Annotated in this window: 24 protein-coding genes; all 24 read right to left on the bottom strand. The window is 49.3% G+C overall.

Annotated features, from left to right (window positions below; all coding sequences use genetic code 11):
* Positions 1-10: 10 nt before the first annotated feature.
* The 24 genes from Q4526_RS13205 to flgF all read right to left on the bottom strand — a co-directional run bounded on the left by Q4526_RS13205 (position 11) and on the right by flgF (position 26271).
* On the bottom strand, positions 11-316 hold the full coding sequence (locus Q4526_RS13205) for an STAS domain-containing protein (RefSeq protein ID WP_215977549.1): 306 nt from the start codon (positions 314-316) through the stop codon (positions 11-13).
* Between the two features lie 133 nt (positions 317-449).
* Positions 450-872 carry a flagellar export protein FliJ gene (gene fliJ, locus Q4526_RS13210; protein WP_303609670.1) on the bottom strand — a complete coding sequence of 141 codons (423 nt, stop codon included), beginning with the start codon at positions 870-872 and terminating at the stop codon, positions 450-452.
* 31 nt (positions 873-903) lie between these two features.
* The gene (gene fliI / locus Q4526_RS13215; RefSeq protein WP_215977551.1) at positions 904-2298 is read right to left on the bottom strand and encodes a flagellar protein export ATPase FliI; all 1395 of its coding nucleotides are present in this window, start codon (positions 2296-2298) and stop codon (positions 904-906) included.
* Positions 2291-3364 (bottom strand): FliH/SctL family protein, encoded by a 1074-nt coding sequence (locus tag Q4526_RS13220; protein WP_215977552.1) that lies wholly within the window; start codon positions 3362-3364, stop codon positions 2291-2293. Before Q4526_RS13220 ends, fliI begins: the two co-directional genes overlap by 8 nt.
* 17 nt (positions 3365-3381) lie before the next feature.
* Complete coding sequence (fliG, locus tag Q4526_RS13225) at positions 3382-4407, bottom strand: flagellar motor switch protein FliG (protein WP_215977553.1); 1026 nt, start codon at positions 4405-4407, stop codon at positions 3382-3384.
* Between the two features lie 5 nt (positions 4408-4412).
* Positions 4413-6095 (bottom strand): flagellar basal-body MS-ring/collar protein FliF, encoded by a 1683-nt coding sequence (gene fliF, locus Q4526_RS13230; RefSeq protein WP_303609671.1) that lies wholly within the window; start codon positions 6093-6095, stop codon positions 4413-4415.
* Positions 6096-6127: 32 nt separating this feature from the next.
* Positions 6128-6493, bottom strand: a complete 366-nt coding sequence (fliE, locus tag Q4526_RS13235; protein ID WP_215977555.1) for a flagellar hook-basal body complex protein FliE — start codon at positions 6491-6493, stop codon at positions 6128-6130.
* 192 nt (positions 6494-6685) lie between these two features.
* Positions 6686-8149, bottom strand: coding sequence for a sigma-54 dependent transcriptional regulator (locus tag Q4526_RS13240; protein WP_215977556.1), 1464 nt, complete (start codon positions 8147-8149; stop codon positions 6686-6688).
* Positions 8150-8174: 25 nt separating this feature from the next.
* A complete protein-coding gene (locus tag Q4526_RS13245; protein ID WP_215977557.1) occupies positions 8175-9398 on the bottom strand; it encodes a PAS domain-containing sensor histidine kinase in 1224 nt (407 codons plus the stop codon).
* Between the two features lie 518 nt (positions 9399-9916).
* The gene (locus Q4526_RS13250; RefSeq protein ID WP_215977558.1) at positions 9917-11353 is read right to left on the bottom strand and encodes a sigma-54 dependent transcriptional regulator; all 1437 of its coding nucleotides are present in this window, start codon (positions 11351-11353) and stop codon (positions 9917-9919) included.
* Positions 11354-11523: 170 nt separating this feature from the next.
* Positions 11524-11922, bottom strand: a complete 399-nt coding sequence (fliS, locus tag Q4526_RS13255; RefSeq protein ID WP_215977559.1) for a flagellar export chaperone FliS — start codon at positions 11920-11922, stop codon at positions 11524-11526.
* A 22-nt stretch (positions 11923-11944) separates the two neighbouring features.
* Positions 11945-12223 carry a hypothetical protein gene (locus Q4526_RS13260; protein WP_215977560.1) on the bottom strand — a complete coding sequence of 93 codons (279 nt, stop codon included), beginning with the start codon at positions 12221-12223 and terminating at the stop codon, positions 11945-11947.
* A 2-nt stretch (positions 12224-12225) separates the two neighbouring features.
* Entirely contained in the window at positions 12226-12621 is a 396-nt protein-coding gene (fliS, locus tag Q4526_RS13265; protein ID WP_215977561.1) for a flagellar export chaperone FliS, read from the bottom strand.
* Between the two features lie 167 nt (positions 12622-12788).
* A complete protein-coding gene (gene fliD, locus Q4526_RS13270; protein ID WP_215977562.1) occupies positions 12789-14804 on the bottom strand; it encodes a flagellar filament capping protein FliD in 2016 nt (671 codons plus the stop codon).
* 133 nt (positions 14805-14937) lie between these two features.
* Positions 14938-15327 carry a flagellar protein FlaG gene (locus Q4526_RS13275; RefSeq protein ID WP_215977563.1) on the bottom strand — a complete coding sequence of 130 codons (390 nt, stop codon included), beginning with the start codon at positions 15325-15327 and terminating at the stop codon, positions 14938-14940.
* A 54-nt stretch (positions 15328-15381) separates the two neighbouring features.
* Complete coding sequence (locus Q4526_RS13280; RefSeq protein ID WP_215977564.1) at positions 15382-17118, bottom strand: flagellin; 1737 nt, start codon at positions 17116-17118, stop codon at positions 15382-15384.
* A gap of 196 nt (positions 17119-17314) precedes the next feature.
* The gene (locus Q4526_RS13285) at positions 17315-17638 is read right to left on the bottom strand and encodes a flagellar protein FliT (protein ID WP_215977565.1); all 324 of its coding nucleotides are present in this window, start codon (positions 17636-17638) and stop codon (positions 17315-17317) included.
* Between the two features lie 13 nt (positions 17639-17651).
* Positions 17652-19238: a flagellar hook-associated protein FlgL gene (flgL, locus tag Q4526_RS13290; protein WP_215977566.1), complete on the bottom strand. Its 1587-nt coding sequence runs from the start codon at positions 19236-19238 to the stop codon at positions 17652-17654.
* Between the two features lie 31 nt (positions 19239-19269).
* On the bottom strand, positions 19270-21987 hold the full coding sequence (flgK, locus tag Q4526_RS13295) for a flagellar hook-associated protein FlgK (protein ID WP_215977567.1): 2718 nt from the start codon (positions 21985-21987) through the stop codon (positions 19270-19272).
* Positions 21987-22916: a flagellar assembly peptidoglycan hydrolase FlgJ gene (gene flgJ, locus Q4526_RS13300; protein WP_215977568.1), complete on the bottom strand. Its 930-nt coding sequence runs from the start codon at positions 22914-22916 to the stop codon at positions 21987-21989. The genes flgK and flgJ overlap by 1 nt, the downstream gene beginning before the upstream one ends.
* Positions 22916-24013: a flagellar basal body P-ring protein FlgI gene (locus Q4526_RS13305; RefSeq protein WP_215977569.1), complete on the bottom strand. Its 1098-nt coding sequence runs from the start codon at positions 24011-24013 to the stop codon at positions 22916-22918. Before Q4526_RS13305 ends, flgJ begins: the two co-directional genes overlap by 1 nt.
* 9 nt (positions 24014-24022) lie before the next feature.
* On the bottom strand, positions 24023-24703 hold the full coding sequence (flgH, locus tag Q4526_RS13310) for a flagellar basal body L-ring protein FlgH (RefSeq protein ID WP_215977570.1): 681 nt from the start codon (positions 24701-24703) through the stop codon (positions 24023-24025).
* 12 nt (positions 24704-24715) lie between these two features.
* A complete protein-coding gene (gene flgG, locus Q4526_RS13315) occupies positions 24716-25501 on the bottom strand; it encodes a flagellar basal-body rod protein FlgG (protein WP_215977571.1) in 786 nt (261 codons plus the stop codon).
* A gap of 26 nt (positions 25502-25527) precedes the next feature.
* Positions 25528-26271: a flagellar basal-body rod protein FlgF gene (gene flgF, locus Q4526_RS13320; RefSeq protein WP_215977572.1), complete on the bottom strand. Its 744-nt coding sequence runs from the start codon at positions 26269-26271 to the stop codon at positions 25528-25530.
* Positions 26272-26495: the final 224 nt, after the last annotated feature.

The raw sequence follows: 26495 nt of genomic DNA on the forward strand, positions 1-26495 counted from the left end.
TGTACAGGTGCTAATCTATAGTGAAAAGCTGTTCGAAATTCGAGATTGTCAAAATACGTTTGACATCAGTACTGGTGTTTTTTATTTCAATACTGGCATTGTCGCCACCGGCGTGATCGCGCAGGAGCAAAAGCATACCCAGAGCCGAGCTGTCTAAATAAGCGGTATCGCTCATATCAATCACATAGCGGCTGGGTTTGGCATCCAAATTTTCGTAGGCGCCCCTAAAATCCTGATGTGAACTGAAATCAAACCGCCCGTTGATCGCGATAGTGAGAATTGTTCCATCATCGGATACCGTGGTAGATATTGCCATATTTAACCCCGTTGCCTAATTACCTGTAATTCCAGCTGTCTTATCGTAGACACCTGTGAACCTGTCCCTTTCAGTTAACTGCAAGAATAGCCTATTTTGGCGCTTAAACGTAACCATAATCCTCAGTATTGAGCTAATCTTTAGGGCGATTCAAAGCCGCAGCCGCCATTTCATCTAACTCTTTCTGTAAACGGCGTTCGGCGTCTTTATCCTCACCAGCTCTAAGCCGATTAATCAGCTCTTCAATAGATTTACAGCGGTTGTGTTGAGAGAACCAGTGCTGGCGAATTTTAGTTAATTGAGCTTCAAGCTCGCTCAGCTGTTGTTGCTGCTGTTCTAGCATAGCTTCTAGATTATGAATAAAAGCGCTGTAGTGGGATAACTGCCCAGGTGACATGGCCAACTGCGTGTGACTCATTCGTTCAAGATAATTTTGCCGGTATTCGGTCAGCTGGCCTAGCTGTTCGCGCTGCTGTTGGACGATCTGCTGGTGCTGTTGCAGGTAACCGGCCGCCTCCTGCTCGTGCCGTTTCGCGACCATGAGCACAACCCCCATGCGCTCGGATCGACGGGCAGCCACCGGTTAGCTAGCCTCTGCCGTGTTCGGCGGCCAGCGGGCTGGGTGCCGCTGCCGATCGAGGATTGGCCGGGCCTTTTTGCAAGACGGCATTAAGATTGGTAGTGGATTCTGCCATATGCACGGACTGAGTGAGCCCCTGCTGAATAAAGGCACGCAATTTGGGGAAACGCTCAATGGCCTCATCTGTGGCCGGATCGGTGCCTGGACTATAGGCGCCAATGGCGATGAGATCACGATTTTGCTGATACCGCGACAGCATCTGCTTAAATTTCTGCATCGCTTTAAGCTGATCTTCTTGAACGATATTGGGCATGGCGCGGCTAATAGAAGCCTCGACATCAATTGCAGGGTAAATACCTTCTTCGGCCAGCTGACGCGACAAAACAATGTGCCCATCGAGAATGGCCCTAGCCGAGTCGGCTATGGGGTCTTGCAGATCATCCCCTTCGGTTAAAACCGTATAAAAAGCAGTGATGGAGCCCTCTCCCTCGGCGGCGTTGCCGGCCCGCTCCACCAATTCTGGAATCTTGGCAAATACCGACGGCGGATAACCTTTGGTAGCAGGTGGCTCACCAATGGCCAGGGAAATCTCCCGCTGAGCTTGGGCAAAACGAGTCAGTGAATCCATCAACAGGAGTACATTGAGCCCCTGATCTCGATAGTACTCGGCCACCCGACTGGCCAACTGTGAAGCCCGCAGGCGCATTAAGGGAGCATCATCAGCCGGTGAGGCCACTACAACCGCACGTGCCAGCCCCTCTTCCCCCAGGATATGATCAATAAACTCTTTAACCTCGCGACCGCGCTCACCAACTAACCCCACCACTACGACATCGGCTGTTGTGTACTTGGTCATCATGCCCATCAACACACTTTTACCCACCCCGCTGCCGGCGAACAAACCCATACGCTGGCCACGGCCCACGGTAATTAAGGCATTTATAGCCCGAATTCCGACATCCAGCGGTTCACTGATGGGGTGGCGTTTAAGCGGATTAATATCATTGGGAAGACTGTCGAGGATGTCACTGCCCAGCAAAGGGCCCTTATCATCCAGCGGTTGGCCTAAGCCGTTGATCACACGCCCTAAGGTTTGCAAGCCAATGCGCATGGCCATGCTATGAGCCAGTGGTACAACTCTTGCTCCAGGCTCCAAGCCTTCTACTCGCTTGACCGGCATTAAATAGATGCTGGCACCGGCAAAACCGACCACCTCTGCCTCGACCTTGCGACCGTCGCGCGATATCACCACGCACTGCCGCCCCACAGAGACATTTAAGCCAATGGCCTCGAGCGTCAAACCCACCGAGCGCACTAATCGGCCCTCGGCTTCAGGGATAAGAGCCGTACTTTCGGGTAAATAACGACGCAACCGATAAGACAGCGGGCGACGCTCAGTCATGATTTACCTCGTCATCTGCAGGCGCGCTATCGGTTTGCGCTGTCTCGGGGGTGGCGGCCGCCTTACTTTTTTCGGCCGTGTTCGTCGTTTCAGTAGTGCTCGCTGTTTCGAAAGCGTCTGTTATATCAGACGACGCAGCACCAGCTGTGTCCGTGGGTGCCTGAGTAGACTCAGTACCGTCATTTGGACGGTCGACAGGCGCAGGTTCAGCGGCTGACATGGTCTCTGACATAGAATCAAAAGCCGATGAGCCACCACTTGGGGTCTTGCTTGCAGACGCGCGCTCCAGAGAACTCAATAGTTGTTCGTCAGAAGTGTTTTCATCGACATTATGCTGGCTGAGGAAGCTTTCAATAATATCGTCTAAGCGGCGCTCTATGGTGTGATCGACTGTGCTATCGGTGGTCACTACTTTAACGCCGCCCGCGGCAATGTCCGGAGCGGCTTGAAAATGCCAATCCAGCGCGTGCTCTTGGCAATAGGTTTCAACCACGGATAAATCATCGGGGTTAAGGTGCACACTGATTTGCTCTCGCCCACCGGGCAGAGCCGCAACCGCTTGGCGAACCAGTGCAACCATATCGCCCGAATCAGTGGTCAATTCTCTGGCCACCACCGCTCGGGTTAAGCGCTCAAGTGTCGTGAGCAACATAGATTCGAGCAAATCATCTTGCCGATCGATTGGCTCGAGTAGGTTAGATGCCAGGCTTTGGAATGTTTTTTGTTCGGCTGTTAACTGTTGCCGCATTTCGAGTAGCCCCTGCTGCTGGCCACTTTTGAAACCTTCGTCGTAACCGTTTTTAAGTCCTTCTTCGCGCCCCTCGGTGAACCCTTCATTCTCGGCCTGCTTGACGATATCCGCCAACTGCTCGGCCGTTAAAGGCTTAGATTGCTCGTTAGCCTCCACCTCGACATCTTCAATGCTTTCAACATTCTCATCCTCGGCTTGACGTTTTTCAGCACTCAATACCTGTCCGTCATCACCGATTACCGGCATGGTCCAAGATTGCCAAGTATCTCCATCGGCGGCGGGGATTCGATTGGGGTTGGTTTTGGGTTCTTTCATAGGCGAACTCTAGTAGGTTAAAGCATTTGCTCACCAGAGCCACCAAGTACAATCTCGCCGGCATCGGCCATTCGTCTGGCAATGGTAAGAATTTCTTTTTGCGCAGACTCAACTTCTGAGACTCGCACCGGACCTTTCACCTCTAGATCATCGCGCAGCAACTCGGCCGCACGTTTGGACATATTTTTGAATATTTTTTCCTGCAGTTCGTTTTCAGCGCCTTTGAGCGCAACGATGAGCACCTCAGAGGATACCTCGCGCAGGAGCATTTGGATGCCGCGATCATCGACGTCTTTGAGGTTATCAAAGACAAACATCAGATCTTGAATCTGGTTGCCCATATCCTCATCAACTTCTTTAATGGCATCCATCAGCTCGGCTTCGATACCACCATCGAGATTGTTCATAATTTCAGCGGCAACCTTATAGCCACCCATGGACTTGGTTTGAGAGCCCGCTTTGCCCGAGAATTGTTTTTCCAGAATATCGTTTAATTCTTGCAATGCACTGGGTTGAACGGTGTCCAGGGAGGCCACTCGCATCATGATATCGATGCGCACTTTCTCAGTGAAGTGTGACAGCACTTCGGCCGACTGGTCGGCGTCCAGATAGGCAATCACGATGGCTTGAATTTGGGGGTGTTCATTGCGAATAATATCGGCAATAGAGCGGGCCTCCATCCACTTTAAAGTATCCAAACCCGTGGTATTACCACCGAGCAAAATACGGTCAACCAATGAGCTTGCCTTATCTTCACCCAGCGCGGTAACCAGCATATTGCGGATATAATTATCGGCACCCATACCTAAACCGGTCAGGTTGCGGGCCTCCTCCAAAAAGCTTTGCATCACCACCTGAACGTCGCTTTGCTGAACGTTTTGGAGTGACGACATGGCACTACCAATGCGCTGGACTTCTTTTGGGCCCATATGCTTTAGCACTTCGGCCGCATCCTGCTCACCCAATGACATCAACAAAATGGCCGCTTGATCCACCTTGTCAAGCTTTGTTACCTGGGGCGTGTCGTCTTTTTTTTCAGCCACGATTGTTACTCATCTTTATTAATCCAGGATTTCACCACCTGAGCGACCCGGCCCGGATCCTCAGCAATCAGTCCTTTAATGGCGTTAAGCTGCTGCTCATAACCCTCTTCGGGCCCAGGTAAGGCAACCGCCCCCCCGGTTAGAGTGACAGAATCACTCGACATATCGCCGCCAAGGCCTGCATCTTCCAGTGCTTGTAACTGGCGCGCCTCTTCATCTTCGGCCGTTTCGGCCCCAGTGTTGGCGATGCTTTTCAGTATTGGGCGCAGCAAGCCAAATATTAACGCTAGGATCAGTAAAAAACCGGCCAAGGGCTTCACATAGGGCTGCAGCCACGCTTGTTGCCACCAAGGTACCTCAACCGCTTCCATTTGCCCATCATTACGCGCTGCAAAAGATGAATTAATCACCGTTACGCTGTCGCCGCGCGCCTCAGAAAAGCCCACTGCGTTCTGCACCAAGGTCACTAAACGATCAATCTCTTGCGGCTCCCAGGCTGTGCGAACATTTTGTCCTTCGGCATCGACCGTCAATTTATCATCCAGCACCACCGCCACACTCAAGCGTTCAATATTACCCTGCTGGCGACGGGTGTAACTGATGGTTCTATCCACCTCATAATTGCGGGTGACATCCTCGCGGCTGTGCTGAACCGGTGGTTCAGCTAAGGGCAGACCAGTCGCCGGATCAATTTGCTCGGGTGCCTGACCATCGATCGGAGGCTGGTTCGTCAGCGCGCCGGGAATACCACCCAGAGTTTCGTCACCGGTACGGCGCTCATTTTGCAGATGCTCACTGCGCACCACCGGCTGCTCATCGTCATACACCTCTTGAGCCTGCTCAACAGCGGTGAAGTCCACATCGGCATTAATTTCTGCGCGAAAATTACCGCCGCCCAGTACCGGCTCTAAAATGCTATTAACTCGTTTTAACAGGCTCTCTTCCAACTGTTCAGTGTACTGTCTCTGCTTACCAGCCAGCTCCAGCTCGGGCGATTCATCCCCAGCCGACAACAAACTTCCATGCTGATCGATGACCGTCACATCTTCATAACTAAGCTCGGAGATACTAGAGGCCACTAGATTAGCGATGGCTTTCACTTGTCGCGGCGCCACGTCACGGCCGGGAAAAACTTCGAGAAATACGGATGCGCTGGGCTTTCTGGCATCGCGTACAAAGACACTGCGCTTGGGAATGGCCAAGTGAACCCGAGCCGAACGCACGGTATGAATACTGGTTACAGTACGTGCCAGTTCCCCTTCTAAACTTCTGTGATACCGGGCACTTTCTATAAACTGGCTAGTGCCTAATGCCTGCTCCTGCTCCAACAATTCAAAGCCGACCGATTGGGTATTGCCAATTCCCACTTCCGCCAGCTTTAAACGAGCGCTGTGTACCTCATCAGAAGTCACCAATAGAGCACCTGTAGAAGGCTCGATTTTATAATGAATTTGGTTCTGCTCTAAAATATCGACCACTTGGGCGGAGTCGAGCCGATCGAGACTACCGTACAGAGGACGATATTCCTCACCCTGGCTCCAGAGCACCACATAAAAACCAATCGCTACCGATGCGGCTAAACCCACCATTAGCCCCACTTGGCGCAACAGCGTTAAACTGCTAAAACCCTCAACCAAATCATTGCCTCGGGCGGATTTGTCTGCACTGGGATCGGCTAAATCTGACATCGCTTGCTCTTCGGCCATGATGCGTTACTCCATTAAATCGGCATGTTCATAATGTCGCGGTAGGCCTCTACCAACTTATTGCGTACTTGTAGCGCCGCCTCAAAAGAGACGCTGGCTTTTTGCGAAGCAATCATCACATCGGTAATGTCCACACTGGGGTCACCCTGCTGATATGCGTTAGCCAATTGTCCGGCGTTTTGTTGTACATCATTAACCGAGTTGACTGCCTGAGACATCATCTCGGCAAAGCCCGGCACCTGATTGGCCTGATTGACGCGCCCTGTCGATTCAGTCGCGATACTTTCCTGCAGCCCTTGGGGCTTTTGAAAAGCCTGTGTTTGCGATTTGAGCGAACGCATCTCGTGCAGCAAATTATTGATGTCTACTCGATTACTCATGTCGGTGCCATTTGGTGTCTATGTGTCGATTAATTGGCGGTTTACGGATAAAAACCGTCGTTATATTGAATACTGCACAAAATGGGCCAAGGTTTGCCGCCGGCAATTATTCACCGCCCTCAGCTCACGCGCATAAAAAAACCGCCTCAGACACACTGAAGCGGTTATATAGCAGCAGCTGAAAACCTTCTCTTAAATATCCAGCGTTAAACCTTCCTCTTTTAATCGAGCAATTTTATAGCGTAAAGTTCGGGGGCTTATACCCAAAGTTTCAGCGGTTTTTTTGCGGCTACCTCGCTCGGTGATTAACGTTTGGCGAATAATTTCAAATTCACGCTGCTTTAAATCACTGCCGAGCACTGCGCCTGTGGAATCACTGCCAATATTCTCACGCAGGTCGCTTTCATTCTCGGCTGTCGCACTAGCGGCTGCCTCCCTCGCTGGAGCGGCGGCATGGCCATTTAATAAACTGGGTTTGGCACTGTAACAAGTGGTATCAATCAATCCCAAATCAGAATCGGTAATAACACGGCCCGGCTGAAGAATTAGCGCGCGCTGCATAATATTATCCAGCTCGCGCACATTGCCCGGCCAGCGATAATCCAATAGAGCCGCCTTGGCAAATTTATCCAGGGTGATAGCGCGGCGGTTTTGTTTTAAAGCGTGACGCTGCAGCAGTTTTTCTGCCAAAGGAACGATGTCTTCTGGTCGATCGCGCAGTGGCGCCCACTGCAGAGGTAAAATGCTGAGCCGGTAATATAAATCTTCGCGAAATTGCCCAGCCATTACCGCCTCTCGCATATCGCGGTTAGAAGTGGCAATCACCCGCACATTCAGTTTAATGGTTTTTCGTCCACCTAAACGTTCCACTTCTCGCTCTTGCAAGACACGCAATAATTTTGCCTGCAAGCCGATATCCATTTCCGAGATTTCATCCAACAGCAGTGTGCCACCATTGGCCTGCTCGAATTTTCCCGGAGCGCTAGCATGTGCGCCGGTATAAGCGCCTTTCTCATGCCCGAACAATGTTGCCTCAAGCATATTTTCAGGAATTGCAGCGCAGTTAATGGCGACAAAAGGCTTGGCTGCCCGGGGAGAGTGGTTATGAATATAGCGTGCTAGCACCTCTTTACCGGTACCAGATTCGCCAATAATTAAGACGGTGGATTCAGATTGCGCAACGCGTTCGGCTAATTGTAATAATTGCTGACTGGCCTCAGATTGGGCCACTGGTTCATCGTCATCACAACCGCCCCCCTGCCCCACATGTTTGGCAACAATATTCAGTAACGCGTCGGGCTCAAAGGGCTTAACCAAATAATCAACCGCGCCTTCTTTAATTGCCATCACCGAGTCAGAAATGCTGGCGTAAGCGGTAATCAATAAAAAGGGAATGTGCGGATAATCGGTCTTAACGTTTCTAAGCAAGTCGTAACCGGACAACTTACCCATATTGACATCGGATACGATCAATCGGATATCAGCTACAGTCTTTAAACGAATGAGCGCCTGCTCGGCGCAATCGGCCTCCAGTACCTCATAGCCTGCTAACTCCAGAGTATCCACCAAAGCTTCACGCAAACTTGGGTCATCTTCTGTCACCAAAACTTTGGCGCCAGTGACGTCTAGTGGGGCTATCACAGCGGTATCATTCATTTTTCTCACCTAATCAAAAAATTATTTAGCTGTTTACGGTAGCTTCTGCATCGCAGGGCAATAAAAGCGTGGCTTTTACGCCATCGCCTAGTTCTGATTGCAACCTAAAACGCCCGCCGTGAACTTTGGCTACCGCCTTAACTACGGCAATCCCTAAGCCTGTGCCCTGCGATTTGGTCGTTACAAACAAATCGCCCAAGGTTGGCAACAATTGCGGATCGATACCGGGGCCGCTATCGCGAATTTCAATTGCCAGCCAAGGTCTCTGGTCGATATAAAACTGATTGAAGCGGATGCCTATTTTGGCCCGACTACCCACTGCCTGAATGGCGTTATTAACGAGATTAAGCAGTGCACTGACCAGCGCATCGCGATTACAATGCAAGTACGCATTAACCCCCTGTACATTCCACTCAACACAACTGTTGCTGCTTGATACAGGCACCTCCATCGCCTCGGCCAACTCCGCCTGTAATTCAGCAACACTACAAAGGTCTTGCACTGGCAATTCACCTTTTACAAACAGCAACATATCTTGTACTTGCCGCTCCATATGCAGCAAACGGTTGGAGACCTTACCGGCAAACCCCTGTCTTTTCTCTTGTGTGAGGTTGTCGCGTTTTAAGTGATTGGCATAAAGCAGTGCAGCCGATAATGGCGTGCGAATTTGGTGGGCTAGAGCCGACACCATTTTACCCAGCGCCGATAATCGTTCGTGCTTGGCAAGCTCACCTTGAAGGCGCCGGGTTTCGGTCTGATCGGTTAATAGGATAATTTGCCCGTCGTCACCTAAATTGCGGGTGGCCAGACTGATTCGGCGGCCATCACTCAGTGATACTTCATGTCCATCATCTTGTTTGGGAGCAAAACTGCGGGCAATCACCACCCGCCAAAGCTCACCTTCCAGCGGCTCTCCTAACAAGTCAATGGCCGCTGGATTGCATTCGCGTACGTAACCGCGCGAGTCCAGCACCACAACCCCTCCGGGCAACACGTTGAGTAATCCTTCCAGACGGTGGGCAATACGTTCTTTTTCAGCCAACTCCTGCAAGCGTTGATGGGTGACCTCGGTCAGCTCTTCATTCAGCTCGGCTACGCGTAACTCTAGCTGGCGATAGGAATCGGTTAGCTGCTCAGACATATCGGAAAACATGGAAAAGGCTTCGGCCAGTGCCTGCGCCTTGTCTTTATGTGTCGACTCCGCCCCTGGGTGTCCGGGAAGCTGATGCACTTCGGCTTTTTTTGCCATGAAATTTACCCAATGCCTTATGTTCAATGACGACTATCTGTCGTATCGGATGCGTTAGGTCTTTAATTGCAATAGTGATGCCAGCGCGAACAACCCTTTATATTCAAGCACTTAGAGACAACATTGGCAGGCTGGGTCAATTTTTTGGCTTAAAATGAGTTACACAGAGGGTTGAGTATTAAGGGAGTGCATTTTTGACATCCGGCAGGCTTCTCTAAACCTCCGGCATGGCCAGCGTGGCCTGTAGAGTGTCAATACTGTGTTTTGTCTCGACGACCAGAGTCTATACTTTGCCTGTGGCAATACACGATAGAGGGTTACTTCCAGCCTTGTTCTTCGGAGCTTCCATACAAGACTATACTCGTCTTAACCATCTTTTGATGGGTGGAGACACTATGAAAAATAGCGCCCAGATTACAAACCACACTGAAAGCCCGAGTACGTAAGTGTTTTTCAACAGCTTGCTAGAAATAAGAGCCCATAATTGTATTCAGGGCTCTAGTGTTGGAGGGGTAAGATCAACGCTGTAAATCGTATTTACGCATTTTTTCCACCAAGGTGGTACGTCGAATGGATAAACGCTCAGCAGCTCGAGCGACCACACCACCAGAGTCATTAAGGGCTTGCTGAATAAGCCCCTTTTCTAAACTGGTTAAATAATCACGCAAATCAATACCCTGATCCGGCAACAACGGCGTATCGCCCATACTGACCATGGTGGTGCTTTTGGCTTCTGGTTGCACTTGACCTGCGCCAAAGTCCTCCTCAAGGACATCGACATGGCGATATTTAACAGGTAGGTCTGTAACACCCGCCACTGCAAAGGGGTGCATAATTGCCATGCGCTCCACCAAGTTAGCCAGCTCGCGAATATTGCCGGACCACTCATGGCGACAAAGAGATAAAATGGCCGCCGAATTAAATCGAACCGAGCCACGATTCTCACTCTCCATGCGCGAGACCAATTCATTCACCAATAGCGGGATATCTTCGGCACGATCTTTTAGAGCAGGCAACTCTATAGGAAATACATTCAGGCGGTAATATAAGTCTTCGCGAAATTTACCTTCATCGATCATGGTTTCTAAATTGCGATGAGTAGCGGCGATAATGCGAACGTTAGTTGCAACGGTTTTATTACTACCAACGCGCTCGTAGCAACGCTCTTGCAGTACGCGCAGAATTTTAACCTGCATGTTTAGAGGCATATCGCCAATTTCGTCCAAAAACAGAGTGCCGCCTTCGGCCAGCTCAAAACGGCCCGCACGGGCTGATATTGCTCCGGTAAAAGCCCCCTTTTCATGACCAAAGAGCTCACTTTCCAGCAACTCGGCAGGAATGGCGCCACAGTTCACTGGCACAAAAGGCTTTTCACGACGGTCGGAGTGATAGTGTAGATTGCGGGCCACGACTTCTTTTCCCGTGCCCGATTCACCGGTGATCAGTACCGACACTTCTTTGTCGGCAACCTGACTCATCATTTCGCGTACGTTTTGCACCTCGCGGCTAGTGCCAACTAAAGAGCGAAACAAATGCACCGGGCGCTGCTGGCTGTGTTTTTTATTGGCGCTTTGTGCCTCGCAATACAAACGGGCTCGGTGTATTAAATCCAATAGAGGGTTGTAAGTCATGGCGACATCAATAGCACCAATCACTTTGCACTTTAAGAGAGGATCAAAGCCATCGGTAACAGGCTTCTCACCAATCAACGCAATTGCAACTTCATCGTTCCAAGCGTGAATTTTCTCAACCAGAGACTCACCCCAATCCGTGCAATGTTCACTGATTAAAATCAACACATAATCGCCACCCTCTGGCTCTTGGGCGATATGCTCATCGAGGCCAGTGGTACTGATAAAGTGGCCTTCTTCCCCTAAAAAATCAAAAATCGCCCGAAACGTTGACGTGCGCTGTGCATCGTCTTCCAGGATCAAGAGTTTGTTATTTCGACACATACATCAACCACATGATCTGCAGGAACGGCTTTAGCTCCCTGTTTCACCAATCTGCACGTCAAAACTTCACGCACCCCTATTACAGGAATAGACGGCGTTTGAAGTTTAGTCAAATAATTGACAGAAAACAGGGGCAATCAGCGTAAAAACAATAGCTTAGGAGGATTATCTCAAGCTTTCCCTTCAGTCGCAATCCCATCCCAACCAGCTTTTAAGGTTTTTAGGAGACGCCCGACCTCTTGCAACAACTCGGGGTTTTGATCGCGGGTTGCGTCGAACAAGCGAAATTCACAATACTGATACAAGCTATCCAGCTGGTTGGCGAGCTCGCCAGCCTGTTCGTCCAGGCTGTGACGTAAAGCGGCTACAATCTCAATAACACGACCAACTAATGCGCCCGACGACGCATAATCGGCTCGAGTCATCGAGACTTCCGCCTGTTGGAGGCGAGTTAAGGCCCCTTCAAATAACAATTGGATTAAACGATGAGGGGACGCCGAGTTCACATCGACCTCGAGGCCGAGCTTGCGATATTGTGACGCCGCCTTGGTTCCGCTGTAACCTACCATACAGTCCTCGACTCCGAGCCGGTTAACCAACCGCTTTGCATTGCGCAAGGCGATTACATTCTTGTAGCATTTGCCGATAAACAGCCTTTAAGTCGCGCATGGCATCTAAGAGTGTAGCTTTGTCGGTGCCGTTGGCGCTAACCAGTGCGTCGAGCACTACCGCACAGGTGTCGTCCAGCTGGCGCACACGGTGATAATCACCGCGCGCCAAGGCGCGGTACATATCCGCCTGTACTTGTTGTAACTGCTCCACGCCTAAAGGGCCCTGTAAAGACGGACGATCAATCAGCTGCAAGCTCATTACTACACTCCCGGCCCGGCGGAGATACCGTCCCAAGCCGTTTTAATTTCGCCTAATAAACGTCCACACTCATCAAGCATAGCCGGATCACTTTGGCGATTGGCTTCTATTAATCTACGCGCAATATAATCGTACAACTGATCCAGGCTGGCTGAGAGATCACCGCCTTCGGTGTCATTCAAGCTACCCTGCAAGCCTTGCACAATGTTTATGGCTTTTGAGATTTTCTCACCTCTGAGCGCAATATCGCTGCGTAACATAGCCCCTTTTGCTTCGGCTATGCGCTGTAAAGCACCCTCAAAAAGCATTTGAACTAACCTATGAGGGGAGGCATCAACGACACTGGATTGAACGTTGACTTGCTGGTACTGTTTGGCGGCAGCGCTGTAAGGACTCATACACACACTCTCTGTTGCGGCTATTTAAGGTTTATCAAAGCTAAAGTGCTAACGGCTGCGGGCAATAAAACTTTAGTATCAACACTCTTTATTTCTAAACTATTTGTCAAATAATCGCCCACACATAAACACCCGATAGAGCCAAACGCTCTTTGCTGAATAACCGCTTAACTCTGCGCAGTGAAAGGTAGGCGATCGTTAATATCCTGCAAAAAGGAGCCTGTATTGGTTAAGTTATTAACGATCAGTTCCATTGCCAAAAATTGGCTTTCTAAACGCGCTCGATATGCATCGGTTCGACGATCCAATTCAGTTCGATCGTCTTCGATATCAACTAAGTCTTGCTCGATATTACTTTCTCGCGATGCAATAAGACCAGTGCTACCTAAAAAACCATTAATCAAGCTGCTCATAGTGCCGGAAAAACCACGCGAGAAGTTAATAGTGGCTGTCGTAGCCCCCTCTTTAATTTTCAAGGCGAGCCCCTCTGCTGCCGTACCAAGCTTGGGCAGTAGTACCTGTCCTGAACCGAATGCAACCTCACCATCGACAGTACCGGCCACATTGGTCCCTACTCCACCGGTTGCCACACTTAAACCCAAGTCTGCTGTATCAGCACCTATGCTAGTAATATTCACTTTACTACTGCTACCATAGGCGTTGGAGATAAAATTAAGTGCGCCAGCGTCATAATCCACCGTGATACTGGTAGAGGTTCCGGACAACTCTTGCCCCGCATTAATCAATGACTCGATTTCAGCGGCCAATTCAGCACCGCTGGTGTAAGTTTTCCCATCTGGCAAACTGATTTGGGCAGTTTTGTCATCGACTTCTACTGCAAAACTATAATCTTTACCCGTGGTATCCAAAGGAAACCCAGCCGTTGCTGCACCTGATAAGGAGCCGCGACTAGGTTGCTGGGTAATAATGACTTCGTAGCTACCCGGCTGGCTGTATTGGGTAAAATTCGTCACCTCAACGGCAGCCGAGTCTGACCCGGTTTGCGGTACAAATATGTCACGCACTAAATCGTAGTTTTGGGCCATCACCGCATTGAAATTCGTATTGACCCGAGCAGGATCTTCATCGATTGAAAGCGTACCATCTGTCACATTCGTTTGAATGCCCAACTGCGCCAAAGACGAGAAGTCACCTTGTATACCCGGAACTGTGCTCTTAATAACATTGCGCACTTGATCAATAATATTATCGGCCATGGAGTCGGTATGCAGGCTTCCGTACTCACCGGTTTCATCATTAATGCCGACCAGCTGCTCAACCGCATTTATAAAGGTGTTATAGGCCTCAACAAAATCACGGATTGCGGTTTCAGCCAAGTCTCGATCTTCACCAATAGTGATATTGACCGTTTCAGTATTGGACACATTGAACAGATCCATGGACAAACCGTTAATAACATCATCCACGCTATTGGTCTCACGAGTCACCTGTAGGCCATTAACTCGTAAAATCGCATCTTTCCCTTCCTGCTGCTGAGTCATATTTTGACTGACAGTGTTAAAGTCAAACTGAGACAAACCTGGGGAACCTGCATCTTCGGCCACCGTCAGCTCAACTTCATTGCTAGCCCCGGTGGGGCCCGTTAACAGTAAACGGAAGCTACTGCCATCACTAACAATACTAGCCTGCACCCCGACATCGGCGGCGTTTATCGCATCCCGCAACCCTTCCAGGGTATTATTAGAATCATCGATAACAATCGTGGCACCATTTTTTTCGGTATCTACCGAAAAATCATCCAAAGCAGCATTCCATTGCCCTAACCGCAGGGTGATTTCCCCTTTGCCAACTTCCGCATCGGCACTGCTAAATCCTGAGCTTGCCAGGGACTGAGATTGAGCGATTTGCTCAACTTGCACTTGATAACTGCCGGCGATTGCACTGGAATCCAGTTCAGTTAAACCGAGCAATGAAGTCTCGGGTACAGAAACGGATTTGGCATCAAAGGTGTCAGCACTGCCTAACTGTGCAACAGAAAGCTCCAACTCCGACAATGCGCTGCGTAACAAGCCGTAGTCAGAAATTTGCGTTTCTAAAGTTGCCTCTTTGGTATCCAGACGGTTTTCATCCGGGGCACGGTTTATGCTCACCAAATCATTGATCAAGCTGGTGGTATCAATTCCCGAACCCCCACCGAGACTGCTGATAATGTTGTTTGCCATACCCTACTCCAGATATCAAAAAATTATTGCCTACATGAGGTTATCGACTAAACTCAGCTTTACTTTAAACCTTCCTTAATTTTAGAGCAAAAAAAAGGTGCCGTAAGGCACCTTGAAGCGTTCTTTTTGACTATTATGCCTGAGCAGTCAGTAAAGATACCGGCTCATCTGCATTCAATTCACGGGCCAACTTTAAGAAAATCTCATCCGGGATTTGTCGAATTAGCTTTTTAGTAGAGCTATCTAACACTTTCACAATAGTGTCACCTGAGTCACCATCATAACTAAACTGCAGGTCGCGCTGGGTAGACTGTATGAACTCATTCATATGGGCTACCGCTTGCTGAACACTTTGCTGAAATTCTCCCGCGGGGATCTTCTCTGCCTCTACCACCTGATGTTTTGTTTCTTCGGGTGGCAAACTTTTGCCGCTTGGTTTAGCGAAGTCAGCCTGTGCCGATGAAGCCGCACCAGAGCGCGCAGGGCTATAGCGTTCTGCCACTGTTGCGTTCACTTCATTCATAGCTTAATCCTCAATCAATAAAACCCACCGGTGACCCGGTGGGTAGATTCAGTCTTATTGCAGCAAAGACAGTACTTGCTGTGGACGGGCATTCGCCTGAGCCAGCATGGCAGTAGCTGCTTGTTGTAACACCTGAGACTTACTCAATGCCGCGGTCTCTTGAGCGAAATCTGCATCCATGATTCGAGACTTAGCAGCAGACGTCTTCTCTGATACGTTGGTCAAGTTAGATACAGTGAAGTCCAGGCGGTTGTTTACCGCACCCAAGTCTGCACGGGTTTCACTTACCTGGCTGATTGCTTCGTCGAGAATCCCAATGGCTTTTTGAGCACCTGCCGCCGTGGAGATATCAATACTTGCCACAGAACCTGAACTGCCAGCTGCATTACGTTCCTGCAAACCAGTGGCGGCTAAAACGCTAGCTGCAGTAGATGAATCGCCAGCCTTAATGGATATTTCACCACCGTCAGTGGAGCGAAGCGCAATAGCACCTGTGGTATCACCGGCAAAGGCGACAACGCCGGTCAAGTCGGAAGATTCATTGATAACCTTAATGACTTCGGCAGCCTGAGTTGAAATAGTTGGCGTACCGTCCTGATCATCAATAGCACCTATTTCAATTCCATTGATGATTAAATCACCTTCTTCAAGGTCAGTACTGGCAGTCGTCGCCGCACCCTGTAAATTTCCATCATCATCGTGAGCATCAATGCCGAGCGCCTGGAGCTCCGCGGCAGTTGCAGTACCCATTTCAATTTTCACACCGGACTTATCGGCAGAGGTATCATTGAAAACCATTGAGAAGTTTGTGGTTGCCGCATCTAGCCCAGAGTTGGTTAGTGCATCACCAGAACCTGCCACTGTAACCGAAGTAGCGCCAGCGCCACTTAATTCGATACGGCCTGCATCGTTAATACGCGCTTCAAGCGAGGTTTCATCGTTGATTTTGGCAACCAACTCGTCAAGACTCTTAGTGCCACTAACTTGGGTAACCTGAGTTTCACCATTACCATCGGTGACCGTTAGAGTTAGCTGATCGGTACCAGTAACAAGTACACCAGAACCTACGCTAGACCCTTCTACGTTCACGATAGCTGAGGCCTCAGCACCTTTGCCATCCAAATCTGCGTTGATAGTCGCCAACGCCTCATTTAGGGTAGTGGCAGTATCTAAGGCACTGATATCAGTATCATTAATTGAGATGTCGCCAGCAGTATCCAAGGCTGTTAGATCCGCCAGACCATTTGTAGCAGCCTCACCCACGATATCGCCAGACGTTCCACCTAAAGAACTGGTACTGAACGAACCTACAGAAATTTCGATGGTCTGATTCTGCTCAGAACCTACTTGTAGCGCGGTATCTTGCAAGCTGCCATCCAGCAGCGCTTGGCCATTGAATGTTGTTTCTGCTGCAATGCGGCTCACTTCTTCTTTGAGCTGCTGTGCTTCTGAATCCAATCGTGCACGGTCGTCATCTGAATAGATGCCGTTAGCAGACTGAACCGATAGTTCACGCATACGCTGCAGAATGTTGGTCACCTCTTGCAAGGCACCCTCTGCGGTTTGAATCATCGACACACCATCGTTGGCGTTACGAACCGCTTGATCCAGACCACGGATTTGCGAGGTCATACGGTTAGCAATCGCGAGACCGGCGGCATCGTCTTTTGCTGAGTTGATACGGTTACCGGACGACAAACGTTCGGTGGCTTGGTCAAGCGCGTTGCCTGATTGTAACAGCTGGCGCTGAGTATTCAGGGAGGCAACGTTGGTATTAATTACTAGAGCCATGAGTAATCTCCTAAGTTTTTTTCCTGTTCACAGTCTTGCCAGCTGTGATCAGCCGATTTACCGAAGCCGCAGGGTTTGCATTTGCTTCTGTGTAGGTTATCGGTCAGTTTTCAGGAAGCTTTAGGATTTTTGGCATTTTTTTAAAAAATATCTTAACTGGTTGATTTTATTTGTTATTTTTCTTCCAATTAAGTCTTTAAGAGCGGTGATAAGCGTTAATAGCGCGATTATTGGTGCGATTTTGCTGATGCTCCTGACGAATATCGGCCAGGTAACGTTGAGATATTGCCTGAATTGTCTGATTTTGCCTTTGCAAGGCCGCAATTTCAGCACTTAAAGCCATTGATTCGGACTCATCCAAGGTCTGCAGTGCTGGGCAATCCAGCTGATGCAGCACCTGATCACGCTGCAGGCTTAATTCACCAAACCGGTCCCATTCACCCTTTTCAGCATTATCCCGCAAACGTTTATTAAACTCTTTCGTTTGCTCAATAATACCGCGCCAGTCAAATTCTTGCATCAGTCACCCGTGATTACGAAATGTAATTAAACAGCGATAAGCCCGCCACCTTCACAAAGCTCTGCTGTGCCGCCGATAATACCAGCTGCTGCATCTCCAATCGGGTGGCAGCTTCAGCATAATCCAGCGCTTCTAGGTCATTTAACACCGTTTCTGTATAGAGCTTGGTATCGAGGTTCTGTTCGCGGGTACTCTCCAACGTGTTGAGTCTAGCCCCCACCTCGCCCTGAACCACCGAGATATTGGTAACGGCATTGTCTAGATTGGCCAGCGTTTGCCCGACCACCTCTGCTAGGCGCTCCTCGCTTGCGGGCGTACCATCAAGCTCATCCATGGCCTCACTTAATCGAGTGAGCGTGGTCGATAAGCTTTGCTTGTTAGTGCTAATAAGCGTGAATGAATCCCCTTTTACGGCCTCTATTCCATCAACTGATGCAGTGCCCGCACCACTGGTGGTAATCCCTAGCATAGCATCGACCGCAGCACTGGGGGATTGCACCACTAATGATTGGCCACTGGCGGCGCTAAAACCGGTCGCATCTGCCACCACGCCTAAGCGTGCCAATTTGGTGGCATTGGTTCCGCTATTAAGTGCCGCCGCTAGGTCTGCCGCACTGGTAATGTTCTGATTCAGGACCAAGGTCTCGGTTTGATCTCCTAAGCTAAGCGTGATTTCAGCTTGGCTCACCGTAAAGTCAGTCGGGGTTATACCGCCATAGTTAACGGTCGATGGAGTCGCTAATGCCGCCTCAGAAGGTGCCCCCAAAATACTAAACGAGGCTCCCGCCACTTCGATACTCTGACCGCTGACAAATGGCTCGTTGGCGAGTAAGGTCTGCCCGGTTGCCTGGTTAATAACCGAAAAGTTAGCACCCGCAGGAATCACTGCACTGGTTTCATTGAACTGGATGATTAGGTTATCTGGGTAGAGCTCATCAAAAGCCTCTTGATCGACTACATCGCCAACACTTATACGCGCAGCCGGAGTGGCGCGATTTGCGGGATTAGCTTCAGTGTAGAAAGTGTTATGACTGCTGGGGATGTCGACAAATATACGCTTGCCCGAATCACTCACATCCACAGCAACACTGCCAGAGGCCTGCACCTGACGCTGACCTTCATCGCCGTGGTAACTGAGCTGACCGTCAGCGTTCAAACTAAAGGGTTGTGCGTCCCCCTGATAGCCTGAAAAGATATACTGGCCTGCTGCGTTGCGTGTATTTTGCAAGCTGAGCAACTCTTCAATACGGCTATTCGTTTCAGCAACTAAGGCTTTATAATCGTCCGGTGTTAATACGGCCGTGTTACCCGCACTAACAGCCAACTCCTGCATTCTCTGAACCAGCGACAAAACGCTATCGAGCGCTGTCTCTTCTAAATTCAGACTGTTCTCAGCCACATCAATATTTTTAATATGCTGCTCGGTTCGACTTATTTCTTCGTTCAACTGCAGTATTTGAGTGGCTGCTACTGGGTCGTCAGCAGGGCTGAGTACGCGCTTGCCTGAGGCCATTTGCTCCTGAGTTTTAGTCAAGGCAGTCTGGGCATTTGTCATGCCGATGTTAGCAATGTTGTATATTTGCGAAGTAGCCACACGCATGGCAAAACCCTTTCGTTATCGACCTTTAAGCCTAAATAGAATTAATTAAGGTATCAAACAGGTCACGTGCCACAGTAATCACACGTGCATTGGCACTATAAACCTGCTCAAACTTAATCAAATTAGCCGCCTCTTCATCCAAATTAACCCCTGAGATACTGTCTCGCAGACTTTGGGTTTGCTCCAGCAAGTCTTTCGCCGCACTGGCATTAGTGCTGGAGAGGTTGCTCTTGGTGCCAATATCTTCCACCAGTCGACCGTAGGCTTCAGCAAAGCTTAAGCCACCATCATCGATGGTTCCAGCCGTTTCCAACTCGGCAAATTTCAATCCGTTGCGGTTGTCATTACTTGCATCGGCATTGAAGTCTATAGTGAATGTATCGCCCGCTTGTGGCTGACCTTTAATCGTAACCTGAAAACCTAAGTAATTTGATTGTACAAAGTCTTCTGCCGTTGTATCTCCTAACAGAGGGCTTTCACTTGACGCGCTGATTAACTCAATGCCATCTGACATGGCAATATCCATGCGCCCACCGACAGTGATAGCATTGTCTGCGCCAGCGTTGAGCGCCTGATCGAGCCCACCCACTCCGTCGCTGACATCAATAGTGTCGCCGGGTGCGCCATCCAGTCGGATGTCCAAATTTACGCCACTAGATGCTGCCACAAATAATTGCGGCTGACCGCCACTTCCCGTTGTAATACTCGCGTTAACACCTTTCGCCACTAACGCAGGATTGGCATTAATTTGCTCAGCAATATATTGATAAAAGCCAAGCTCATCAGTATTTGGGTCCGGTACGCCTGACGCTATTAATGCGCCATCGTACTCAACCAAATCCTCTCCGTTAATCTGTAACTGCAAAGGGTTGGTGAATGTGGTGCTAATACCACTAATACTAGCGGTAGTATGTGCATTGACGGTAACACCAGCGATACCACTGAGCAAAGACGCTGTTTGTTCAGCTGACGCATTGGGCGCGGTGAGCACGACCTGTTCCTGTCTAAGGCCGGTGTCTGGATCAGTGCTAACAAAAGTATAACGCTCGGCAGGGTATTGATTCGGCTGTGCCGGACCGACCATCCCCAGAGCTTCAGGCACACGACTCCCCAAGCCCGTTGTAAACCCATCTCCCGCCACTAAAGTTGAGCCAGGATCTGTAGCAAATACGGAATTTTCCAAATTAGGGGTAAATTCCATATTGTTCATCGGTGGATTAAGTGGTACAGGATAAGCGGGGTTAGAGTTATCTAATACCTCATAGGTCGTCTCTGAGGTGAAGCGTATTACTAAAGGAGGGCTAAGCTCCCCCGCACTCGCAAACATCGGTAACGTATTGCCCTCGGCGTCAGTGACTTGCATCAGCTCACCGGCACTCACAAGCCCGCTGCCTGCATTACCAGACGATGTACCCGTACGTATAGGCGATGCTAACGCTATGTCCTCGGGGCGAGTCAATAAGGTTTCAATATCCCGAGCGCCATTTGCAGTCGGCTGTATCGTAAATTTATCTCCAGCCTGGAAAGAACCGGACACCAAATTAACACTAATACCATCAAAACTAATTTCCGCGGGATAGGCTCCAGGCAATAAACCCTGAGCAACGATTTCATTATCATCTTTGCGAGTAATAACGTAGTTTTTTGACCCTGTGGGAATCTTCAATTCGTAATCGCTAGTGGTTAGCTGGCTTATATCGTCAATAGTGACGCTGATTTGCCGATCGGACGGCGCTGCATTATCACCATGAAGTACTCGATCAGCTGCTAGAGAGGGATCATTAATATCGACGAACAAATTCGCACCATAGTCACCATCCAGGTCTAGGCCTTGCTGCTGCAACTGATTAAATTCTTCGGTTAGCGCTAGGGCAACCCGACCGAGCTCATTTTTGGCAGGCTGCAATACATCACTGCGAAAGTTTAATAACCCGCCTAATTTGCCACCGTTGATTTGGCTAGTCACATCCGCAGTTTGTGACCCATTTTGAAGCTGAACTTGCCCCTGCTCGTCCACCGAAAAACTACCGACATTAGTACCAACTACCAGAGCCTGGCCGCTGGCAATATAGACATTCATCTGTCCATTCCCAGAGTCAACCGATTGAATGTCAATAAGTTCCGACAACTGCAACAACGCTTCATCGCGCTTATCAAGCAAATCATTGGGCATAGCAGAAGCCCCACCGACTTTATTGAGTTGATTATTTATATCGGCAATGGACTGAGCAAGAGAGGTCACCTGTTTGGTAACGGTCTTAACCTCGATATTGATATCAGTTTGCAGGTCATGTAAACGATCATAAATTTGATTAAAGCGCAGTGCTACACTTTCAGCTTGGTCGACGAATAATTGCCGTGCCGGAGTAGAAGAAGGCTCATCCGCGGCATTTTGCACCGCAGAGAAAAAATCCTGCAAAGCGCCGGACAGGCCACTGCTACTATCGGCAAAAAGACTGTCAATTTTTCCTATATTTACGTTGTAAGTTTCAATCTGTCCATACGCGGAGGTATCCAAGCGCAGTTGACCATTCACAAACTGATCAACGACCCGCTCAATGGATGTGGTGCTTACGCCACTGCCAAGAAAACCAGCAGAGCCGATACTTTGTTCCGGACGTGTGGTGTATTCAACTTGCTGGCGGCTGTACCCCTCTGTATTCGCATTTGAGATATTGTGCCCTGCGGTTCGCAGGGCATTTTGGCTCGCCTGCAGGCCGGAAATTGCGTTGGATAAGATACCGGACATTAGCTATTTCCTCCGCCGAATGCCGCTGATAATTCTTCTCGGTCGACAATGGCTATAATTTTCTCCGCGTAAACCGGGTCTGTGGCATAACCTGCTTGCTGCAATCCTCGCGCAAAGTCTTCGATGCTATCGCCAGCCGCAACCGCCTCAGCATAACGCGGTTTTTGCAGCAGGTTAACGTAATCTGAAAAGCTCTCAAACAGTGAGCGATATTGACGGAAATCAGCCTGCACCGATTCCGCGTCACCGTCTATATATTCTGTGGTATTAACCGCAAGCTTATCGCCGGACCAACCGCCCGTCGCCTTGATATTAAATACATTGTTCGAGCTAACTCCATCGGACGTCTCTGCGATGGACTTACCCCAGCCGGTTTCTAAAGCCGCCTGTGCCACTAAAGCGGCGGGGTTAACGCCTAATTTGTTGGCCGCCCATTGTGCGTATGGCTTCATTTTTTCCACAAACCCAAGAATAGCCGGCTCAGTATCACTGTTGTCACTCACTGGGGCTGCCGTTACCTCGTTTGACACACGCAATACACCATTGCGCTCAGTGTCTTGTTCGGGCTCGTCGCTGTTCGGTTGCTCGAAGTGTTCGCTATAACTGCGCATCATTTGCTGATAGAGCGTATCGCCTAAGCCCAAACCTCGTCCCTTAGTTAACTCTAATGACATCTGCTGGTCGAGCATTTGCTGATAAAACTCTGTATCGGATGAGCGCATATAGTTACCCTCAGCAAACACATCCCCAGCAGCACGCATACTCTTCATCATTTGTTGTACAAACAATGATTCGAACTGCTTGGCCATCTCTTTCAGTGCGGCGGGATCGTCGTTTCGTCCCATACTACGCACGGCCTCAAGGCCTCGACTATCGAGAAAAGTATCCTGAACGTTAGAAAGCGCTTGTTGGTTTGTAATTGTGCTCATCAAATCACCATTAAGTCCGCTTTAAGCGCGCCCGATTGTTTTAATGCTTCTAATATGGCCATTAAATCCGCAGGTGAGGCACCCACATCATTAATGCTTCTAACAATGTCTTCCAAGGTTGCAGAGGGTGCAAACTTGAACATGGGGTTGTTCTCCTCTTCCACATCGATTTCCGAGTTCGGTGTAACCACGGTTTCACCTTGGCTAAATGGATTGGGCTGACTTACATCAAAGTCTTCGGACACCGAAACTGTAAGGCTACCGTGGGTAATAGCAACGGGAGATACGCGCACATGCTGTCCCACAACGATGGTACCCGTACGAGAATTAATCACGACCCGAGCTGCCTCTTCAGCCGGTGTCACTTCAATATTCTCTAGTAGTGCCAAAAAGTCGACACGCTGAGATGGATTAACGGGGCTGGTTACCCGTATTGATACTGCATCCATCGGCATGGCCACTTCTGGCCCCAACATATCGTTAATAGCCTTAGCCACACGATTAGCTGTGGTGAAATCTGGGTTATGTAAATTAAAAACAATGGGTTGGCCGTTAGCAAAATTATTGGGCACCACTCGCTCTACCAGTGCGCCTCCAGGAATACGGCCGACACTGGGGACATTAACGGTAATATTGGAGCCATCACCACCATCTACGCCAAACCCGCCGACAACAAGACTACCTTGGGCAATGGCGTAGGTATTACCATCAATCCCTTTTAACTCTGACATCAATAAACTGCCACCGCGCAGGCTTTTGGCATTACTAATGGAGTTGACGGTTACGTCCAATTTTTGGCCGGGTTTAGAAAAAGCTGGCAGTTCGGCTTGTAACATAACCGCCGCCACATTCTTCATTTGCATCCGGCTGCCTTCAGGTAAGTTGATGCCGAACTGTTTCAACATATTGTTAAATGACTGAGTGGTAAACGGGCTCTGTGTAGTTTGATCTCCAGTGCCATCCAAACCGACCACTAGCCCATAACCAATCAGTTGGTTTGGGCGAACACCGGCGACATCGGTAATATCTTTAATGCGCTCGGCGTGAGCTATGCTAGAGATCAACACACAAATCATAACCGTTAATATTTGCTTCATGCTTGACTCCTAGAAAGGCCAGTAGGCACTATTAAAGAACTTCGATAACCAGCCCATATTTTGTGAGCTGGCCAGCTCGCCTGTGCCGCTGTATGAAATTTGCGCATTAGCTAATCGAGTAGAATCCACCGTATTTTGGGTAGTAATGTCTTCTGGGCGCAAAATGCCACTGACTCGTATAAATTCGTCTCCCCGATTGAGCGTCATCCACTTTTCACCGCGCACCACAAGATTGCCATTGGGCAACACATCGGCCACGGTTACTGCAATGCTACCGCTTAAACTGTTGCTCTGGTCGGCTCCGGTGTCGCCTTCGAAGTCACGATCTTGACTGATATCGGTATCGAGTAAATTACCGTTAAGTGTGGGGGTCATCCCCAGTAGAGTTCCACCCGGCAAGCTCGTGGAACTTGCTTTGGTAACATTCACGCCTGCGCTTTTACTCGACACCGTACGCTCGGTAAGATTAATGGTGATAATGTCACCAATATTGCGCGCTTTTGTATCGGTAAACAGCGTCATCCCCTGTTTAGATTGGTACAAAGAGCCACTGGTATTCATCGGCTCATGGGCACGCGTAGTCACCACCGGTGCGTAATATGGGTCACCTGGTTGAGGTTTAGGCCCTGTTACACAGCCGGTCAAAAACGCCGCACCGACACTGACTATTACTACCCATAACCGTTTCATACTAATGGCTCGCTATAGAGTCTGAGTGATGTATTGCAACATTTGGTCTGCTGTCGACACCACTTTAGAATTAATTTCGTAAGCCCGCTGTGTGGAAATCATATCCACCATCTCTTCAACGATTTCAACGTTAGAGTTTTCCAACATACCTTGCTGCAAACTGCCCAAACCATTTTGTGCGGGAGCACCAATCAACGGGTTACCACTGGCAACGGATTCTACGAATAAGTTACCGCCTATCGCCTGCAGACCGGCGGGGTTAACAAAGTCCGCCAGTTGTATATCGCCCAGCTGTTGAGGTTCGACTTCCCCTTCAATAAATGCGTTCACTACCCCATCGGTACTGATGGTAATTTTGCTGGTATTTTCTGGCACATTAATCGCGGGTTCGATCAAAAAACCATCGGCATTAGTGACCTCGCCTTCACCGTTGATTTGCAGCTGACCATTGCGAGTATAGGCTACACTGCCATCGGGCCTAAGCACTTGTAAAAAGCCTCGACCGTTAATGGCAACATCAAGCGCTTGATCTGTCACCTGTAAGCTACCAGCGGTAAATTGCTTACTGGTACCGACTACGCGCACCCCTGTACCCAGTTGTAAGCCGGATGGGAGTTCATTATCTTGAGTATTCTGTGCCCCAGGTTGACGCTGGGTTTGATACAGTAAGTCTTCGAAGGTAACCGAATCCCGTTTAAAACCCACTGTACCCACATTGGCTAGGTTATTAGAGATCGTTGTAAGCTGTTTATCTTGAGCCATCAGACCCGTTTTACTGACATAAAGTGCTGCGTGCATGGTGTTTTCTCCTGTGCCTACAAGGCTTAGCTCATGCGCAATAAGCTGGATGAGCTTTCAGAATTTTGCTCAACAGTTTTCATTAGTTTGATTTGCATTTCGTACTGACGAGATAAAGTTAAAATATCGGTAAAAGAATCCACGGCATTGACGTTACTGCCTTCCAGTGCCCCGGCGCTGACCTGTACTGTGGCATCAGCCGGCAAGATTGCTTGATTCAAATCACGAAACAGACCATCGGGGAATTTTTCCAATGTGGCCAGGTCGGGCTGAACTAACTTGAGGCGATCAATGGCAACAAGAGTTTCCGGACCTTCACCCTGCGCAACAATGGACAAGGTGCCATCGGCTCCTATAGCAATCTTTTCGATTGGAGGTAAAGCAATGGGGCCATTATTCCCCAGCACAGGAAGGCCACTGCCCGTGCGCAAAATGCCATTAGCATCGAGCTGAAAGTCCCCTGCTCGGGTATAGCCTTCTGACCCATCGTTACTTTGAACTGCAAAAAAACCATTGCCGTTTATGGCCACATCGAGGTCACGACCTGTCGCATTGATAGGGCCAGATTCAAAATCTGTGGCGGGTGACTCAGTTAAAGCGTAAGCACGAGTAGGTTGGCCATCACCGTAATAAACACCCATGGAACGCGCTTGCGCAAAGTCGGCGCGAAAGCCGGTGGTGTTTACGTTGGCCATATTATTGGCATGATTCGCTTGAGCCATCATGTTGTGCTTGGCTCCGGTCATGGCAATGTAGAGGGCTTTGTCCATACTTGACTCCGCTAGTTTTTTGTCACTTTGACGAAAAAGAATCTTCTAGCAGTGATATAGCAATGGCTGTGCCAACGGCAGATTTCAAACAAGAAAGGAAAGTATATTCTTTTTATTTCAACAACTTAGGGGAGTAAAGCGAGGCAAGTATAAAGGATAATTAGGCTAACCTATAAATTGACACACCAAACTAGATAACCAAGTGCCAAACAAGCGGCAAATAA

Origin of the sequence: Gilvimarinus sp. 2_MG-2023, from assembly GCF_030547685.1 — a bacterium.
In the GTDB taxonomy this organism is placed as follows: Bacteria; Pseudomonadota; Gammaproteobacteria; order Pseudomonadales; family Cellvibrionaceae; genus Gilvimarinus.

Excerpts from the sequence above, each read along its gene's own strand:
- fliS (WP_215977559.1), bottom strand. The coding sequence starts at position 11,922 with ATGGTAGGTTACAGCGGAACCAAGGCGGCGTCACAATATCGCAAGCTC.
- Q4526_RS13220 (WP_215977552.1), bottom strand. The coding sequence starts at position 3,364 with ATGAAAGAACCCAAAACCAACCCCAATCGAATCCCCGCCGCCGATGGA.
- flgG (WP_215977571.1), bottom strand. The coding sequence starts at position 25,501 with ATGCACGCAGCACTTTATGTCAGTAAAACGGGTCTGATGGCTCAAGAT.
- flgF (WP_215977572.1), bottom strand. The coding sequence starts at position 26,271 with ATGGACAAAGCCCTCTACATTGCCATGACCGGAGCCAAGCACAACATG.
- Q4526_RS13205 (WP_215977549.1), bottom strand. The coding sequence starts at position 316 with ATGGCAATATCTACCACGGTATCCGATGATGGAACAATTCTCACTATC.
- Q4526_RS13285 (WP_215977565.1), bottom strand. The coding sequence starts at position 17,638 with ATGCAAGAATTTGACTGGCGCGGTATTATTGAGCAAACGAAAGAGTTT.
- flgK (WP_215977567.1), bottom strand. The coding sequence starts at position 21,987 with ATGTCCGGTATCTTATCCAACGCAATTTCCGGCCTGCAGGCGAGCCAA.
- flgH (WP_215977570.1), bottom strand. The coding sequence starts at position 24,703 with ATGAAACGGTTATGGGTAGTAATAGTCAGTGTCGGTGCGGCGTTTTTG.
- Q4526_RS13240 (WP_215977556.1), bottom strand. The coding sequence starts at position 8,149 with ATGAATGATACCGCTGTGATAGCCCCACTAGACGTCACTGGCGCCAAA.
- fliS (WP_215977561.1), bottom strand. The coding sequence starts at position 12,621 with ATGAGTCCTTACAGCGCTGCCGCCAAACAGTACCAGCAAGTCAACGTT.
- Q4526_RS13305 (WP_215977569.1), bottom strand. The coding sequence starts at position 24,013 with ATGAAGCAAATATTAACGGTTATGATTTGTGTGTTGATCTCTAGCATA.
- flgJ (WP_215977568.1), bottom strand. The coding sequence starts at position 22,916 with ATGAGCACAATTACAAACCAACAAGCGCTTTCTAACGTTCAGGATACT.
- Q4526_RS13260 (WP_215977560.1), bottom strand. The coding sequence starts at position 12,223 with ATGAGCTTGCAGCTGATTGATCGTCCGTCTTTACAGGGCCCTTTAGGC.
- Q4526_RS13275 (WP_215977563.1), bottom strand. The coding sequence starts at position 15,327 with ATGAATGAAGTGAACGCAACAGTGGCAGAACGCTATAGCCCTGCGCGC.
- fliF (WP_303609671.1), bottom strand. The coding sequence starts at position 6,095 with ATGTCAGATTTAGCCGATCCCAGTGCAGACAAATCCGCCCGAGGCAAT.
- fliD (WP_215977562.1), bottom strand. The coding sequence starts at position 14,804 with ATGGCAAACAACATTATCAGCAGTCTCGGTGGGGGTTCGGGAATTGAT.
- Q4526_RS13280 (WP_215977564.1), bottom strand. The coding sequence starts at position 17,118 with ATGGCTCTAGTAATTAATACCAACGTTGCCTCCCTGAATACTCAGCGC.
- Q4526_RS13245 (WP_215977557.1), bottom strand. The coding sequence starts at position 9,398 with ATGGCAAAAAAAGCCGAAGTGCATCAGCTTCCCGGACACCCAGGGGCG.
- Q4526_RS13250 (WP_215977558.1), bottom strand. The coding sequence starts at position 11,353 with ATGTGTCGAAATAACAAACTCTTGATCCTGGAAGACGATGCACAGCGC.
- fliI (WP_215977551.1), bottom strand. The coding sequence starts at position 2,298 with ATGACTGAGCGTCGCCCGCTGTCTTATCGGTTGCGTCGTTATTTACCC.
- fliJ (WP_303609670.1), bottom strand. The coding sequence starts at position 872 with ATGGGGGTTGTGCTCATGGTCGCGAAACGGCACGAGCAGGAGGCGGCC.
- fliE (WP_215977555.1), bottom strand. The coding sequence starts at position 6,493 with ATGAGTAATCGAGTAGACATCAATAATTTGCTGCACGAGATGCGTTCG.
- flgL (WP_215977566.1), bottom strand. The coding sequence starts at position 19,238 with ATGCGTGTGGCTACTTCGCAAATATACAACATTGCTAACATCGGCATG.